The organism is Lysobacter sp. P5_B9, from assembly GCF_054049835.1.
Map to the genome: position 1 here is coordinate 261,144 of NZ_JBFULP010000005.1, position 16,346 is coordinate 277,489.

Sequence of the window (16,346 nt, forward strand, 5' to 3'; positions counted from 1 at the left end):
TCCGGCGGCCTTCCGTTTGCGCCCGTGCGGCTGTAGTGATGTCACCCACTCAAGCGAGGAACCCCACGATGGCGATACTCACCATAGACATGCGCATCGGTCGCAGCGACGAGCAGAAGCGCAGGTTTGCGACGGCCATTCTCGATGCGGTCAACCGGGCCACGGGCGAGCCGCGCGAGAACGTGCACCTGATCATCCACGAGAATCCTGGCATCAACCTGGTCGAGAACGGGCAACACCTGCCGGATTTCGCGAAGCCGACGCCCGAACGATAGGCCGAGTCCTGGAGACGCCGCCATGCCACTGATCCAATGTCATCTCTCCACGCCTCTGTCGACGGAACAGAAGCGGTCGCTGGTGACGGACCTCGTTGAGGCCACTGTCAACACACTGAATGCCGACCCGAAAACCATTACCGTCATCCTCCATGAACACCAGGCGCCCAATATCCGCGAGCTCGATTTCGTCTCGCGCGCCCCAGGGTGACGCGATGGGGCGGCCGCTGATTCACCAGAAGCCGGGGCGACAGCGACGCCTGGCGGTGGTCCTCGACGCGTCCACCTGCGCGGTGGTCAAATGCGACCGGACCAGGCCGGTTCGGCTCCGCTAAAGAGTACGGTGGCGCAGATGGATCGCATCGAGGCCATGAAGATCTTCATCGCCGCCCTCGACGAGGGCAGCCTCGCCGGCGCAAGCCGCAGGACCGGTCGCTCGCCCGCCGCGGTGAGCCGGGCCGTCGCCTATCTCGAGGCGCATGTCGGCGTGCCGCTGCTGCACCGGACCACACGCTCCATCAAGCTGAGCGAAGCCGGCGAGCGATACGCCGCCGCCTGCAGGAAAGTGCTCACGGACCTCGAGGAGGCGGACCGGCAGGCCGCCGGCGAGCGCTCGGTGCCACGCGGCACCCTGACGATCACCTCCACCATGTTTATTGGCGTGGAACTGCTACGTCCGATCGTCGATGCCTTCATCGAGGAATTCCCGACGGTCAACGTGCGGATGCACCTGCTGGAAAGACCAGTCAACCTGATCGACGAAGGCATGGACCTGGCGTTGCGCGTTATCCCTCTGGCCGACTCGACGCTGGTCGCAACTCGCATCGGCGAGGCTCGGCGCGTGATCGTGGCATCGCCGCGCTACCTGGCGACACATCCAGCCATCAAGCAACCCTCCGACCTGAGTGCGCACCAGATCATCACGATGTCGCACATGGGTCTGGATTCGTGGAGCTTCCCGCCAACGGAAGGATCTTCGATTCATCAATCCATTCCATTTACTCCACGTCTGGTCGTCAACAACGTGCACGCGGCAAGGGCCTCGGCGGTGGAAGGACACGGCGTGACCCGACTGCTGTCGTATCACGTCGCTTCCGAACTTGAGCAGGATGCATTGCGCATCGTCCTGGCCGATGCGGAGCCGGCGCCGCTCCCGGTACACCTGGTCTCGCCCTACGGGCGCCTGTCGGTGCCGAAGGTGCGTGCGTTCGTCGATTTCGCCACGCCGCGCCTGCGTGCGATCTTCGCCAAGCTGAACACGTAGGCGCAGACGCGCCCAGCGATTGCACCGCGGCGCGGAAGAATGTCTGCCGGACGTCGTGGATTCGCAAGGCCATGTTCCGCTCCTAGATTAGTGGCTGTCGGAAGCGCCGACCGTATCGGCGCCCTACCGGCTTTCCCCCACAGTCTTCGAGGGCATTCCACGCCCCGGATTAGCCAGGAGTGCAACCGTGCCTATGGTCAATGTCCAGATCACGCGTGAAGGGACCAGCCCCGATCGCGATGCGCCCACGCCGGAAGAGAAGGCGGCGCTGATCAAGGGAATCAGCGAAGTGTTGCTGAACGTCCTCAACAAGCCACTCGACTCGACCTTTGTCGTGATCGAGGAGGTTCCCTTGGATAACTGGGGCTGGGGCGGCTTGCCCGTGCCCGAATTCCGGCGGCAGCGTCAGGCCGGAAAGAAGTAGCAGGTCCCGATGCGGGTGGCCATCCGCTCTGGATGGCCATCCTGTGCCGCGTGCGATTCCCGGGATCCAGTGCCATCGCGCGGGCACATGCGTGATCAATCACTCTGTAAACAACGAAGGACAGGATTTTGAACGTCATGCACAACCCCACGTTGCCCAACCGCGCCTTGCTGCGCCTGCAGGTGGTCGCCGATGTGATCTGCCCGTGGTGCTTCATCGGCAAGCGCAGCCTCGACCTGGCGCTGGGCCCACTCGCCGAGCAGGGCGTGGACGTCGAGATCGAATGGCTTCCCTACCAGCTCAATCCCACCATCCCGACGGAAGGCATGGACCGCAAGCAGTTCCGCACGATGCGCTTCGGCTGGGAGAACTCGCTGGCCATGGACGCACGCGCCATCGAGGCCGGTCGTCGTTTTGGCGCGGAGTTCAATTACCAGCTCCAGACGCGCACGCCCAACACGGTGGCGGCTCACGCCCTCGCACGGCTGGCACATGCCGAAGGCGGTGCGGTGCTGCAGGATCAAGTTATCGATGCACTGTTCACTGCCTACTTCACCCAGGGCAAGGACATCGGCGACCACGCCGTGCTTGAGCGCATCGCCGAAGAAGCCGGGATGCAGGCGGATGCGCTGCGCCGGTCGCTTCTGGCGCAAGACGAGATCCGCTCGTTCGACGTGAGAATCAAGGCGCGTGGTGTGAGCGGAGTGCCCAGTTACCTCGTCGACGGCGAACTGCTGTTCAGCGGTTCGCAGGACGTACAGGGCTACGTGGAACGCCTTTCGAGCGCGGCGGCTTGCGCACGCTAATCGCGCGGCCGCCTGCCGCACTGACGCCGGTCAAGTGCAGCAGCACGTCCACGGACGGAAACGCATGCCGCCCGATCCATACCGGGCATGATCCAGGTCAATGGCGGCCGCGACCGCGGCCTGCATGCTGGCGTCCCCAAGTCCGGACGAGCCGCCATGATTGCTTCCAACACCCTGGCCCAGCAGGTGCACCCCTTCGACGCGCGTGGCATCGCCAAGCGCTTCCGCCACGCGGCGATCTTCGGCGCACTGGATGCGCTGCAGCCCGGTGAAACGATGCGCTTCGTCAACGACCACGATCCGTTGCCGCTGCTGGCGCAACTGCTGCAGCGTTACGGCGACACACTCGATATCCAGTATCGCCAGCGCGAACCGGGCGCGATCGTGATCGATTTCGTCGTGGCCGGCGCCGACGCCGACGAAGCGGAGAACTGCGGCTGCTGCGGCAGTTGCGGCTGACGCGGAGTGATGCGCGCGGCCGCAAGGGGAGCAGGGGCGCCGCCTCCTGCTTCCCATGCTGGAATGCGCTAGCCGAGCGCGAGGCGGGCCGCGAGCCGTTTGAACGCCGCAGCGGGATCGACCCCCTGCGCCCGCAGCCAGTCGCGGTCGAACAGCGTCTGCTCGTAGCGCTCGCCGCGATCGCACAGCAGGCTGACGATGCTGCCGCGCTCGCCACGTGCGCGCATCGCCTCCGCCAGCTGCAGGCAGGCGACGAAATTGGTGCCTGACGAACCGCCGTAGCGCCGGCCCAGCAGGTCCTCCAGCAGCCACGCGGCGGCGATCGACGCGGTGTCCGCCACTTCGACCACTTCGTCGACGACCTCGAACACGAAGCCCGGCTCGACGCGCGGCCGGCCGATGCCTTCGATCAGTGTCGGCTGCGTGGCGAGCGCGGCGCGATCGCGCGCGCGCCAGCCGTTCACGAAGCCGCTGCCCGCGGGATCGGCCACGCAAAGCCGCGTGTGCAGGCCGCGATAGCGCAGGTAGCGGCCGATGGTCGCGGAGGTGCCGCCGGTGCCGGCGCCGCATACGATCCAGGCGGGTTCCGGATCGGGTTCGCGGCTCATCTGCTGCAGGATGGATTCGGCGATGTTGTTGTTGCCGCGCCAGTCGGTGGCGCGTTCGGCGAGCCCGAACTGGTCGAGGTGGCAGGCGCCGCGCGCGGCGTGCCACGCGGCGCGTGCGTGCACGTCGGCCGGGTTGTCGACGAGGTCGCACACGCCGCCGAGCGCTTCGACGTCGCGGATCTTGCGCGGCGCGGTGCAGGCCGGCATCACCGCGGTGAACGGCAAGCCGAGCAGTCGCGCGAACCAGGCTTCGGAAATCGCCGTGCTGCCCGAGGAGGCGTCGACGACGGGCTGCCCGGCCTGCAGGCGGCCATTGCACAGCGCATACAGGAACAGCGAGCGGGCGAGGCGATGCTTGAGGCTGCCGGTCGGGTGCGCGGCCTCGTCCTTGAAGTAGAAGCCGATGCCGGGGAAACCGGGCAGATCGATCTTCAACAAATGGGTGTCGGCCGATCGCGCGGCCTCCTGCTGCAGCTTCGCGAGTGCGGCCAGGCACCAGTCACGCTGGACGTCGTGGTCGGCGAAGACAGTTGCGGTCGCGGCAGTGGGCATGTGCACTCCCTCAGCACAGCGCGCGTACGCGCATGGCCAGGTAGTCGAAGTAGCGGTCGATGTAGCTGATCCCGTTCTCGCGGTCGATCAGGTACGGGTTCATCAGCGTGTGGCGCAGGATCACCAGGCGGTCGGCGGCATCGTCGAAGGTCGCCGGGTCGAGCCGTAGCTGCGCGGCGATGCGTTGCATTTCGGCCGCGCCGAGGACATCCGGTCGCAGCGTGGTCATCGAGCCGAAGAACTCCTTCATCTGCAGCGGGCGTTGCGGATCGCAGCGCAGTTCCTCGTGCAGCCGGCGCACGAAGGCATTCGCATGGCCGACGCCGCGATTGCCGGCTGGGTTCAGTGCGAGGCAGACCAGGTTGCTGTCGGGCGCAAAGGGGATGCAGGCATGGACACTGTCCGCAAGCTCGGCGGCAAAGCGCTGTGCGCGCTGATGGAACGCCTCGGCGGCGAGCACGGTCTGCCTGGGCAGCATGCCGAAGTGCGCGTGGTCCAGCGGCAACACGCGATGGGTGACATAGACCGCTGCCGCGGCCGCGCCGGACTTGGAACCTTCCGGAGTGAACTGGCCGAGGCGGCGATAACGCGCCATGTAGTCGTCCGCGCCTTCGCCGTCGAACACATAATCGGCTTCCTCGGCGAGCAGCGCCATCGCGCGGTGGTCGCGGCAGATGAAGGCACCCGCGCCATAGGGCAGGTAGCCGAGCTTGTGCGGATCGACGGTGACCGAATCGGTGCCGCCGAGCGCGGCGAACGCGGCATGCACTTCCGGTTGCGGGAAATGCGCGAAGTCCGCGCCGACTTCGGCGCGACTGCGCAGGCTGCCGTCGGCATTGCGGAACAACGTGGCCAGGTAGCCGCCCCATGCAGCGTCCACGTGGACGCTGAAGTCCAGTCCACGTGCGTGCATGGTGTCGCGTGCGGCGACCACGCGGTCGACCGGGTCGATCGTGCCGTACTCGGTGGTACCCAGCACCGCGACCACCATCAACACGGGCTGGCGTTCGCGCAGGCAGCGTTCCAGTGCCTCCTGCAATGCCTCAGCGTCGAGCCGCATGTTGCGTTCGGGTAGCAGTTCCAGGTGCGCGCGGCCCAGCCCGAGAAGCTTCAGGCCCTTGCTCCACGAGTAGTGCGCGGTGACCGGCGCAAGCACGCGCGGCGGGCTGAGTTGCGCATGGCGCGCGAAGAACTCGACCAGCCCCAGCGTCTCGATCCGTTGCGCCTGCACGCGTGCGCGCCAGGCACGGCGCTGGTCCGCCGGTTGGTTCGCGAGCCAGCGTTGCCAGCGGTCGAGCAGGGCGATGCCGGCCGTGGTGCCGGTGTTGAATGCACTCCAGTCGTCGGGCGGCAGGTCGATGTCCGGAACGCCCGCTGCGCGCAATGCCACCGGGAACGCCTTCAGCGCCAAAGCCAGCCGCAGCGCCTGGTAGTTGGCGAGCGTGCCACCGGACGTGAGGTGTCCGAACGCGCAGTCGTCGCGCGCCGGGTCGTCGGGATACCCCAGCATCCGCGCGAGTTGCAGGCCGGCGCGCACTTCCATCTCGACAGTGACGGGGGCGGCATCCTCGCTGACGTTATTGGGGTTGTAGGGAAGGGTCAGCAGCTGCGCGGCCAGGCCGGGCAGTAGCAGGTCCGAGGCCATGTGGCCGATGTAGCGTGGGCTGTGGAACGGAACCGACTTCTTCAGCGCCGCCGACAGCGAATGCAACTCGCGCCGCATGCGCGCCTCGAAGGCCTGGTAGCCAGGCTGCTGCGTCGCGCGCGTGGGAATGACCGGTGGATCCTCCGGATGGAAGTTGCGCCGCCAGTACACATGGTCGCGCAGGAATTCCACGACCAGCTTTTCCAGCAGCGAGTCGTTCTCGCCGTACGGGCCGAGGAAGCAGGCATCGAGTGTGCTGCGGTCGAGAGCCTCGGGCCTGCTATCGAGGGGCCTGCTATCGAGGGGTGTGTTCACGAGGAAATCGCGCGGAATCGCGAGAGAACTGTTCATTGCCATCACTGTCCGCCACGGCCCATCGCAAATCGCCCCTGCGCCGGTCGCAACTGGTCGGCGAAGTCATGGTTGATGTCGCGATGGCCGGCTTCGTCGGCACGCACCGCCAGCACCACGTCGCGCAGGCGGGCGTCGGCCGCCAGTTGCCAGTAGTCGCGGGCAATCTTCGGCGCCGGCACGTTCTCGACCCGGCCGCTGTCGATCTCCTGCAGGTACTGGGTATAGCTCACCACCGCTTGTTCCTCGAAGTAGCCGACCAGGCGATGCGCGGTACGCGCCGACAGCAGGTACAGCATGAGGAAGAAGGTGAAGAAGCCGGCCTGCGCGACCAGCACCAGCGCGCGCTCCAGCCAGTTCGGACGCGCGATCTCGATGAAGGTCATCAGGTGCATGCGCTCGTTCTCGGCTTCCTCCATCAGCGCGCGGATCCAGCCGTGGTCGTGCTTCATCCAGCGCAGGCAACGCAGGTGGATCAGCGCGGCGCCGACCAGGCCAGGCACCGCGGCCACGGTTTCCAGGACGATGGCGCGGTTGCCGTAGCGCTTGGCGAAGAAGGTGTCGGCCAGGAAGCGCAGGCCGCGGGTGATGCCGAGCGCAATGCGGTCGGACCAGTCTCGCGTGCCGTGGTGGGTGTCCAGTTCCACGCTCGCGGGCGTCTGGACGAAGGGGGTGATCAGGGCGGTGTTCATGACGGCCTCCGTGGCGCGGCGTTGTTTTCTGCTGCGACAACGCTACGCCGATGAGGCCGGCCGCCCTTGACCTGGGTCAATTCAGCGCTGGCAAAGCGCAACGATTCAGCCAGGTCAGCTGAACCAGTAAGTGAACAGGCCCAGCGGATGGTGCGCGCGCGCGATCCCGTAGATCGCCAGGAATGTCACCAGCGCCGCCAGGTAGAACCCCAGCCGCCCGCGCCGCGTCTTCGCACGCTTGAGCGCGAACACGCCCAGCACGATGTAGACGACCATCAGGGTCACCTTCACCGCCAGCCAGCCGTTGGCGAATACCGCGCCGGGCAGGATGGTCAGCAGCATCAGCGCCGCCGTCAGCAACGCGGTGTCGACGGCGTAGCTGAGCCAGCGCACCGGAAGCGCAAGCGGCCAGCGTGCACCGGCCAGCAGGAACGCGCCGCGCAGGGCGAACAGCGAGCCGCTCAACAACGCAACGAAGATGTGGAACTGCCTGATCTGGGGATAGAACTCGATCATCCCGGCTTACCGTCCATGCGTGGCGAAAGATAGATGCGGCCGACCCGTGCCACCCACGGCAGCAGCGCCACCAGCCAGCCCACCGCCGCGATGGCCTGCCATTGCATCGGATCGCGCGCGAACTCCGCACCGATGCGCATCACGGCGACGAGCTGGATCGCGACAAAGGCATACCAGGCCACCTTGGGCATGACCAGCGCGCGCCCGGAGTGGCCCTGCGTCACCCGCGTCACCATCGCCACCAGCACGCTGCCGAAGAAGCCGACGAACAACGCGTGCGCGGGCGCCCGGCCCAGCGCATACACGCCGGTGAACAGATAGCCGATGCTTTGCGCCGAATACAGCACGAAGGCGACCGGCAGCCAGCCCAGGCCGATGAACAGCACCGCCAGCAGCCCCGGTTTCGGACCGCTGGGCCACCAGCGCAGGCACAGCGTCGCCGTAAGCAGGAACAGCGGCACGTCGGCGATCCAGAGCCAGGCGTAGGCGTGGGTGAGTTCCAGCGCGAGGTGCAGCAGCGCCAGCGCCCACAACGCCCCCAGCAGCCACAGCGGTCGCCACGGCGCGTAGCCCGGCACCGCGTTGCCGGCGAAGAAGGGGAACATGCGGTGCGCGACGGTCACGTATATCGGCAGCAGCAGTCCGAAGCTGCCCAGCTTGATGCTGACGAACGCCCAGATCGGCGGCGCGCCGAGCACGAACGCGACCCATGCGAGCAATCCGATCAGGCCCAGCAGCAGGGCGGCGAAGCACGAGCGGGCATGCCCTGTCGTGCCTTTCTCTTTCCACAGCAGCGGTGCCAGCGTCACCAGCGCGGCGACCCAGCCGCCCAGCGTCATCAGCAGCCCGACCACGATGCCGGCGCTCCAGCCCATCGCACCCAGCAGCGTCATCAGCTGCCCGCCGAACAGTCCGAGTCCGACCGGCACGTACCGCCAGCGTTCGAAGTCGGCCAGCCCCATCCAGCGCGGGAACACCGTCAGCAGGAAGCCGAAGATGAAGCTCGACAGCATCTGGTATTGCATCACGAAGGCATGCAGCCAGCCCGCATAGGGCTGCGGTTGCGGCATGGCGAACACCGGCCAGCGCGACGACACCAGCCAGGCGGCCCACCAAAGCATCGCCAGCAGCACGTTGCTGGCACCGACGAAGAACATCAGCCGATGAGGGGCCTGTGCCAGCAGTTGCGGCGAAAGGGCCTTGGGCGTGGTTGCTCGCGGTTTGTCCATGCGCGGATTGTCGCGGTCTCGCGGGTGGGATGAATTGATCCAGGTCAGGCGCTCGGCCGTTCCAAAAAAACGGGTGGGGCGAGAACCGCCCCACCCGAGACCAGCCATCACTCAGCTATCGAAGTGTTCGATCTCGGCGCCGCCGACCGGCACCGGCTTCGGCGCGACCCACAGGCGGAACACGAACCAGCACAGGGCCAGCGCGCCCACGCTGAACACCGTGTCGCCCGGCACGCGCATCCATACCAGCATGTCGACGATGGGCTTCTGCATGAACTCGGCAGAACGTGCATACGCATAGCCGTGTTCGATCGCGGCCAGCAGCTGCATCGTGCCCAGCGGCAGCAGCGTGAATACCGCCATCATTGCCAGGCCGATGTTGAAGCACCAGAAGGCGACCTTCAGCGGGCGCACGTCCCACACCATCTGCCCGCGCAGGCCGCGCATGCAGAACAGCACCAGCGCGATGCCGAGCATGCCGTACACGCCGAACAGCGCAGTGTGGCCATGCAGCGGGGTTAGGTTGAGGCCCTGCATGTAGTACAGCGACAGCGGCGGGTTGATGAGGAAGCCGAACAGGCCCGCGCCCACCAGGTTCCAGAACGAGACCGCGATGAAGAACAGGATCGGCCAGCGATAGCGCGCCATCCAGGGTGTCGCCTTGCCCAGCTTGTAGGTGTGGTAAGCCTCGAAGCCGATGTAGGCCAGCGGCACTACTTCCAGCGCGCTGAAGCTCGCACCCAGCGCAACCACGGCCGTCGGCGTGCCGACGAAGTACAGGTGGTGCAGGGTGCCGAGCACGCCGCCGGACATGAAGATGATGGTGGCGAACAGCACCGCCGTCGTTGCCGACTTGGCATTGACCAGGCCGAGCTTCACGAAGATCAGCGACATCACCGCCGCGGCGAAGACCTCGAAGAAGCCTTCCACCCACAGGTGCACCAGCCACCAGCGCCAGTACTCGACCTCGGAGATGTGGGTGTGCTCGCCCCACATCAGCGCCGCGGCGAAGAACAGCCCTATGCAGACGGTGGACAGGAACAGCAGGCCAACGATGGCCTTGGTGTCGCTCTGCGGCCCGCGCAGCACCGGCCAGAGCGCACGCCCGACCAGGGTCAGCCACAGCAGCAGTCCGATGAACAGGAACCACTGCCAGAAGCGGCCCATGTCGGCGTATTCCCAGCCCTGGTGGCCGAACCAGAAGTTCAGGTCCAGGCCGAGCTTCTGCATCACCGCCAGCCACTGGCCCGCGAACGAGCCGACCACGATCACCAGCAGGCACACCCACAGGAAGTTCACGCCCAGGCGCTGGAACTTCGGCTCATGCCCGCTCAATGCTGGCGCGATGTACAGGCCGGTGGCGAGCCATGCCACCGCGATCCAGAGCACCGCCAACTGGGTATGCCAGGTACGCGTGATCGAGTACGGAAGGATGTTCGACAGGTTGAAACCGTAGGCGACCTGGCCCTCGACCTGGTAGTGCGCGGTCATCGCGCCGAGCAGGATCTGCACCAGGAACAGTGCCAGCACGACCCAGAAGTACTTCGCGGTGGCGCGCATCGATGGCGTGATGCGCAGCGCGGCGAGCGGATCGGTCGCGGGTAGCTTCACCGGGCCTTCCTCGCCGTGCGTGCGGGCGTGGTGCCAGCCGAGCAGGCCGATGCCCGCGATCAGGAACAGCACGCTGAAGGCCGACCACAGCCATAGCGGCGCGGCCGGCGTGTTGCCGACCAGCGGCTCGCTCGGCCAGTTGTTGGTGTAGGTCACCTGCTTGTCGGGAACGCCGGCCTGGTTGGGCACCATCGCGTCGCCGGGCTCGCGCGGGCGTTCGGTGGTCGCGGCCCACGCCGTCCACCAGAAGAACGCGGTGAGCGCACGGCGGTGTTCCGCATCGGGCACCGTGTCGTTCTTCATCGCGTAGGCCTCGCGCAGCTTCTGCGTGGCCGGGTCGTTGCCGAACAGGCTCTCGTAGTGCGCGGCCACGTTCGACAAGGCGGCAACGCGATCGTTCGGCAGCGTGATCGTGCCGTTCGCCGCGTTGTAGGTGTTGGTGCGCATCATTTCCTGGAGGCGGCCGCGAAGCCCGGCCTGCTGCTCAGCCGGCAGCTGCTCGTACGTCGCCGCGCTGTCGTCGGCGCGCGCCCACAGGTCGAGGACGCCTACCGCTTCGCGATGCAGCCAGTCCGCGCTCCAGTCGGGCGCGACGTAGGCGCCGTGGCCCCAGATCGAGCCCAACTGCATGCCGCCCATCGACTGCCAGACCTGGCGGCCGCGCTCGATGTCGGCCTTGGTGTAGATGACCTGTCCACTTTCGCTCACCACGCGTTCGGGTACGGGCGGGGCGGTGCGGAAGATCTCCGTTCCGGCCCACAGCAGTACGCCGAACGAGACGATGAGCAGGGCCGCGAGGCCCAGCCACAACTTCCTCGTGCTGCTCATGACATTTCTCCCATTGCGTGGCGGGAATGGTCCGCCTGGTTGCAGGGAACTGCCTTGATACAAATCAAGCTGTGGACCGCGTCGCAGTCAGTGGGGCGCGGCAAGTGGCGGGGCGCACGCAGGCATGGCGGACAGGCAGCGGCGCAGGAAGCGCGCCGGGCTTATGTGGCGGTCGGTCAAGGCCTGGCGACGATTGACCGAGCCGGGAAATCAGACGCGCAGGATCGGCGCCGCCAACGCTTCCAGGGCGTCACGCCCGGTCAGTTCGAGCTCGCGCCGCTCCACGTGCAGCAATCCTTCTTCCTGGAACCGCCGCAGCACGCGGCTGACCGTTTCCGGCGCCAGGCGCAGGTAGTTGGCGATATCCGTGCGCGCCATCGTCAGCTGGAAGCGGTTGGGCGAGAAGCCGCGCGCCGCGAGCCGCCGTGACAGGCCGATCAGGAACGCCGCCATGCGCTGGTCCGCCGACCAGTCGCCCGCGAGCAGCGCGGCGCGGCCGATGTCGCGGCTGAGCAGGCGGAACAACTGGCGCTGCAGGCCCGGCAGTTTCGCCGCGAGCACCGCGATCTTCGGGAACGAGAAGCGGCACAGCATCACCGTGTCCAACGCGATCGCATTGCACGGATAGTGGTCGCCGTCGATCGCGTTCAAGCCGATGACTTCGCCGGGAAGATGGAAGCCGAGCACATGCTCGTGCCCGTCGCGATCGATCACGTAGGTCTTCACCGTCCCCGCGCGGACCGCGGCGATGGCCTCGAACGGATCGCCTTCGCGGAAGATGTGTTCGCCGGCATGGAAGGGGCCGACATGCTCGACCAGCACGTGCAGGTCCATCAGCGAGCGCTTGTCCATGCCTTCGGCGAGGCAGGCCTGCGAGAACGCACAGGTCGAGCAGAAGCTCAGCGTGTCGCCGTCGTCCGACAGCGTGCTCGCATCGTTGCGCGGGAAAGCCACCTGGTTCACGCAGGGCTCCATGTGTGACTCGGCTCGGGCCGGCTCAGATCGCGCGCGAGAAGCGCGGTGCGGCCACGGTGGCAGGCTGCTCGAGATAGCGATCGAAGCACATGGCGATGTTACGCAAGAGCAGCCGCCCGCGCGAGGTGACCGCGATCCGGTCCGGCTCGATCCTGACCAGGCCGTCCTCGGCCAGGGGCCGCAGCTTGTCGAACGCCTGGGCGAAGTACTCGGCGAAATCGATCCCGTAGCGCCGTTCGAGTGCGCGCACCGGCACCTCGCCTTGGCACATCAGCTCCTGGATCAGGTCCGCGCGCAGCTGGTCGTCCTCATCCAGGCGCATGCCGCGGAATACCGGCAGACGGCCTTCATCGAGTGCGATCTGCCAGCTCGGCAGGTCGCGCGGGTTCTGGCTGAAGCTGTCGCCGATGTGGCTGATCGCGCTCACGCCCAGGCCGATGAGGTCGCTGTCGGCGTGGGTGGTGTAGCCCATGAAGTTGCGATGCAGGCCGCCGCGCGCCTGCGCGATCGCGAGATCGTCGTCGGGCAGTGCGAAATGATCCATGCCGATGTACACGTAGCCCGCGGCGGTCAGTTTCGTGATCGCCAGCTGCAACAGCATGAGTTTGGTTTCCGCGTCCGGCAGGTCGTCGGCATTGAGCTGCCGTTGTGGCTTGAACAACTGCGGCATGTGCGCATAGCTGTACACCGCGATGCGGTCGGGCCGCATGTCCGTGACGATGTCGAGCGTGCGCGCGAAGCCGTCAGGAGTCTGCTTCGGCAGCCCGTAGATCAGGTCCACGTTGACCGAACGGAAGCCGGTCGCGCGGCATGCATCGACCACGGCGCGGGTTTCCTCCACGCTCTGGATGCGGTTCACCGCTTCCTGCACCGCCGGATCGAAGTCCTGCACGCCGAAACTCGCGCGATTGAAGCCGGTGGTTGCCAGCTCGAGGATGTCCGCGGGCGAAACGAAGCGCGGATCCAGCTCGATCGAGATGTCGCGCTCGCGCGAGTCGGAAAAGCGGAACTGGCTGCGCAGCGTTTCCACGACCTCGCGCAACTGGCCCGGCGAGAGGAAATTGGGTGTGCCACCGCCGAAATGCAGCTGGATCACCTCGCGGTCGCGATCGAACATCTGCGCGGTGAGCGCGATCTCGCGATACAGGCGCGCCAGATAGGCCTCGCCGCGCGCCTTGTCGCGGGTGATGATGCGGTTGCAGCCGCAGTAGAAGCAGGGGCTCGCGCAGAACGGCACGTGCACGTACAGCGACAGCCGTCGCGGGATCGGATCGCCGTTGCTCGCGGTGGCTGCATCGCGCAGTTCCGCCTCGCCGAAACCCGCGTGGAACTGCGGCGCGGTCGGATAGGACGTGTAGCGCGGCCCGGGCCGGTCGTAGCGGCGCAGCAGCTCGGAGTCGAAAGCCATGGTGTCGGTTGCCATGGCTCGCACGGTAGAAGTGCGTCGGGGGGCGCGCCTTGACTGAGGTCAAATGCGCTCCCTGTTCACACATTTCGGTGCGCGCGATCCGTCAGGAGCCGACCCCGTGGGGTTCGATGACCCCGGTCGCGATCCCGGCCGCCACCAGCAGGATGAGCACCACCGACAGCGCGATGCGCTTGGTCAGCGCATTCACGGTGCGCTTGGTCGTGCCCATGTCGACCAGCATGTAGTACAGCCCGGCACCCAGGTTGTAGAGGATCAGGCCGAGGAAGGCGAGGATCACCAGCGTTTTCATGAAAGCGCACCCGTGGCCGTGTCGGCCGCAGTGGAGGAAGGGGGACGGACACGCAGGCGGCGCAGCCAGTGCCAGCGCACGACCAGGGCCACCGTGATCACCCCCAGGAACAGGCCGTACGACACCGAGCTCGCCAGCACCTGCTGCCACATGTGGCCGAACGAACGGTCGGCGTTGGCCATGCTCCAGTACATGCCGGCGGCGGCGGCGGCCACGGCCAGCAGCAGGCTGGTCGCATCGAACAGCGTGCGGGCCCAGCCGCGGGGCGCGCGGGGGTATTTCCAGTACAGCACGGCCAGGATCGTGAACCAGGGGAGGAACAGGATCAGTGCCAGGTTCAGCTCGACCTGCGGATTCATGGGGGCAGCGACAGGGAATGGGGAGGTGTCGCCATGCTAGGCCGACCGGATCAGTCGTCCTAGAATCACAATCGAGGAAAAAAACCATATCAGTCAGGCCGACGCCGGTCCGGCTCCGCCCGCAGGACGCCACGATGAAGCGCTACCAGGCCCTGGCCGACGACATCGCCCGCTCCATCCGCGCCGGCCTGCTCAAGCCCGGCGAGCGCCTGCCGTCCGTGCGCCAGGCCAGTGCCGCCCGCAAGCTCAGCCCCGCCACGATCTTTCAGGCGTACTACCTGCTGGAAGCGCAAGGCCTGGTCGAATCGCGGGCCCGCTCCGGCTATTACGTCACCCGCACCGCCGCCGCGCTGCCGCCGGAACCCGAAACCGCGTCCCGTCCCGACGGCGAATCCCGCGCCGTCGACGTCAGCGAACTCGTCTTCGAGATCCTGGAATCGTCGATGCACCGCAACGTCGTCCCGCTCGGCTCCGCCTTCATGAGTCCGACGCACTTTCCACTCGACCGCGTCGGTCGCGCCATGGCCACGGCCGCGCTGCACCTCGACCCGTGGAGCACCGTCGACGACCTCACGCCCGGCAGTGCCGCGCTGCGCCGGCAGATCGCGCTGCGGTACCTGATCGACGGCATGGACGTCAGCATCGACGAGATCGTCATCACCAACGGCGCACTCGAAGCCCTCAACCTGTGCATCGCCGCCGTAACCCGGCCCGGCGACGCAGTGCTGGTGGAATCGCCGTGTTTCTACGCCTGCCTGCAGTCACTCGAACGCAGCGGCCTGCGCGCGATAGAGGTACCAACCCATCCGCGCGATGGCATCGACCTGGATGCCCTGGAAGGGGCCATTGCGCGCCACGGCCCGCGCGCCTGCTGGTTGATGCCAACGTTCCAGAACCCGCTCGGCAGCACGATGCCGGAGGAACGCAAGCGCGCCCTCGTCGAGCTGCTCGCGCGCCACGACATCCCCTTGCTCGAGGACGACGTCTACGCCGAACTGCATTACGGCCCCAGGCGTGCGTTGCCTGCCAAGGCGTTCGACCGCGACGGACGGGTCATGCACTGCTCGTCGTTCTCCAAGAGCCTCGCCCCCGGCTACCGCATCGGCTGGGTTGCCGCCGGTCGCCACGCCCGGGACATCGCCCGTCGCAAGCTCACGTCCACCCTCAACACGAATGTGCCTGCGCAGATCGCGCTCGCGCGCTATCTCGAACGCGGCGGCTTCGACCGCCACCTGCGCCGCCTGCGCCGCCTCCTGGCCGAACAGCAGGCGCGCTACATCGCCGCGATTGCCGAGGCGTTTCCGCCGGGCACGCGCGTCACCCGTCCCGCGGGCGGCTATTTCCTGTGGCTGGAACTGCCCGAAGGTGTCGACGCGCTGCGCGTGCAGCGCCGGGCTGCGTCCGCGGGCATCAGCCTCGCGCCCGGACCGATGTTCTCGGCGAGCCGCGGCTTCGGCAATTGCCTGCGGCTCAACTGCGGGCATCCGCTGGATGCGCGGATCGAAGCGGCGTTGGGGGAACTGGGAATACTGGCGCGAAGCTAGCTGGCGCGAAGCTAGTCGCGCGACGGCACTAGCGCGGCCAGCGTGCCGCAAGCGCGACAAGGGCGGCGCCGATCGCCACGCCCGCGACCACCCACGGCCATCGGCGATGCGGTGATTCGGTCCTGGCGGGAACGTCGGCGACGCTGGCCTGTCGCGCCGAACGTGGCGCGGCGCTGATGCGGAAGCGCAACTGGTCGAACGCGATCTCGTCGCCGACACGGGCGATGCCTGTTCCGACCCGCTGCCCATTGAGGAAGCTGCCATTCGAAGATCCGAGGTCTTCGATTTCCACCCCGTACTCGCGCGGACGCAACCGCGCATGGCGGCGCGAAACACCCGCACTGTCCAGGGAGATGTCGCACTCCGGCGCACGTCCGACCGTAGTCGGGGCGAGGAGGTGGTAGGTGCGCCCGAAGACAATGCCGGCGACACCGCGCAGCACGTACTCCGGGTCCGATGGCAGGTTGCTCATGGCGGTCTTGGGAACGGG

General features: G+C 67.1%; 18 protein-coding genes. 7 read left to right on the top strand and 11 right to left on the bottom strand.

Features of this window, described 5'->3' with window-relative positions:
- Positions 1–38 precede the first annotated feature (38 nt).
- The 6 genes from ACXJJ9_RS12245 (at position 39) to ACXJJ9_RS12270 (ending at position 3,228) form a co-directional block, all read left to right on the top strand.
- Positions 39–275 (top strand): tautomerase family protein, encoded by a 237-nt coding sequence (locus ACXJJ9_RS12245; RefSeq protein ID WP_457097422.1) that lies wholly within the window; start codon positions 39–41, stop codon positions 273–275.
- A gap of 22 nt (positions 276–297) precedes the next feature.
- The gene (locus tag ACXJJ9_RS12250) at positions 298–486 is read left to right on the top strand and encodes a tautomerase family protein (RefSeq protein WP_457097423.1); all 189 of its coding nucleotides are present in this window, start codon (positions 298–300) and stop codon (positions 484–486) included.
- A gap of 141 nt (positions 487–627) precedes the next feature.
- Positions 628–1,539 carry a LysR family transcriptional regulator gene (locus ACXJJ9_RS12255; protein WP_457097424.1) on the top strand — a complete coding sequence of 304 codons (912 nt, stop codon included), beginning with the start codon at positions 628–630 and terminating at the stop codon, positions 1,537–1,539.
- 193 nt (positions 1,540–1,732) lie between these two features.
- Positions 1,733–1,963, top strand: a complete 231-nt coding sequence (locus ACXJJ9_RS12260) for a tautomerase family protein (protein WP_457097505.1) — start codon at positions 1,733–1,735, stop codon at positions 1,961–1,963.
- Positions 1,964–2,100: 137 nt separating this feature from the next.
- Complete coding sequence (locus ACXJJ9_RS12265; RefSeq protein ID WP_457097425.1) at positions 2,101–2,769, top strand: DsbA family oxidoreductase; 669 nt, start codon at positions 2,101–2,103, stop codon at positions 2,767–2,769.
- A gap of 156 nt (positions 2,770–2,925) precedes the next feature.
- The gene (locus tag ACXJJ9_RS12270) at positions 2,926–3,228 is read left to right on the top strand and encodes a DUF2249 domain-containing protein (RefSeq protein ID WP_457097426.1); all 303 of its coding nucleotides are present in this window, start codon (positions 2,926–2,928) and stop codon (positions 3,226–3,228) included.
- Between the two features lie 68 nt (positions 3,229–3,296).
- On the opposite strand, the gene ACXJJ9_RS12275 is transcribed toward ACXJJ9_RS12270, so the two are convergent.
- The 10 genes from ACXJJ9_RS12275 to ACXJJ9_RS12320 form a co-directional block, all read right to left on the bottom strand.
- Entirely contained in the window at positions 3,297–4,388 is a 1,092-nt protein-coding gene (locus ACXJJ9_RS12275; RefSeq protein ID WP_457097427.1) for a PLP-dependent cysteine synthase family protein, read from the bottom strand.
- A gap of 10 nt (positions 4,389–4,398) precedes the next feature.
- Entirely contained in the window at positions 4,399–6,384 is a 1,986-nt protein-coding gene (locus tag ACXJJ9_RS12280; protein WP_457097428.1) for a pyridoxal phosphate-dependent decarboxylase family protein, read from the bottom strand.
- Between the two features lie 5 nt (positions 6,385–6,389).
- Complete coding sequence (locus ACXJJ9_RS12285; protein ID WP_457097429.1) at positions 6,390–7,076, bottom strand: alternative oxidase; 687 nt, start codon at positions 7,074–7,076, stop codon at positions 6,390–6,392.
- Between the two features lie 114 nt (positions 7,077–7,190).
- A complete protein-coding gene (locus tag ACXJJ9_RS12290; RefSeq protein WP_457097430.1) occupies positions 7,191–7,592 on the bottom strand; it encodes a SirB2 family protein in 402 nt (133 codons plus the stop codon).
- Entirely contained in the window at positions 7,589–8,821 is a 1,233-nt protein-coding gene (locus tag ACXJJ9_RS12295; protein ID WP_457097431.1) for an NnrS family protein, read from the bottom strand. Before ACXJJ9_RS12295 ends, ACXJJ9_RS12290 begins: the two co-directional genes overlap by 4 nt.
- A gap of 111 nt (positions 8,822–8,932) precedes the next feature.
- Positions 8,933–11,260, bottom strand: coding sequence for a nitric-oxide reductase large subunit (locus tag ACXJJ9_RS12300; protein WP_457097432.1), 2,328 nt, complete (start codon positions 11,258–11,260; stop codon positions 8,933–8,935).
- Between the two features lie 210 nt (positions 11,261–11,470).
- Entirely contained in the window at positions 11,471–12,235 is a 765-nt protein-coding gene (locus ACXJJ9_RS12305; RefSeq protein WP_457097433.1) for a helix-turn-helix domain-containing protein, read from the bottom strand.
- 22 nt (positions 12,236–12,257) lie between these two features.
- Positions 12,258–13,658, bottom strand: coding sequence for an oxygen-independent coproporphyrinogen III oxidase (gene hemN / locus ACXJJ9_RS12310; RefSeq protein ID WP_457097434.1), 1,401 nt, complete (start codon positions 13,656–13,658; stop codon positions 12,258–12,260).
- Positions 13,659–13,746: 88 nt separating this feature from the next.
- The gene (locus tag ACXJJ9_RS12315; RefSeq protein ID WP_310053147.1) at positions 13,747–13,953 is read right to left on the bottom strand and encodes a twin transmembrane helix small protein; all 207 of its coding nucleotides are present in this window, start codon (positions 13,951–13,953) and stop codon (positions 13,747–13,749) included.
- Entirely contained in the window at positions 13,950–14,312 is a 363-nt protein-coding gene (locus tag ACXJJ9_RS12320) for a hypothetical protein (RefSeq protein WP_457097435.1), read from the bottom strand. Before ACXJJ9_RS12320 ends, ACXJJ9_RS12315 begins: the two co-directional genes overlap by 4 nt.
- A 134-nt stretch (positions 14,313–14,446) precedes the next feature.
- On the opposite strand from ACXJJ9_RS12320, the gene ACXJJ9_RS12325 reads away from it, so the two are divergent.
- Positions 14,447–15,856 carry an aminotransferase-like domain-containing protein gene (locus ACXJJ9_RS12325; protein ID WP_457097436.1) on the top strand — a complete coding sequence of 470 codons (1,410 nt, stop codon included), beginning with the start codon at positions 14,447–14,449 and terminating at the stop codon, positions 15,854–15,856.
- A 28-nt stretch (positions 15,857–15,884) separates the two neighbouring features.
- On the opposite strand, the gene ACXJJ9_RS12330 is transcribed toward ACXJJ9_RS12325, so the two are convergent.
- Complete coding sequence (locus ACXJJ9_RS12330; protein WP_457097437.1) at positions 15,885–16,328, bottom strand: FHA domain-containing protein; 444 nt, start codon at positions 16,326–16,328, stop codon at positions 15,885–15,887.
- Between the last annotated feature and the right edge of the window lie 18 nt (positions 16,329–16,346).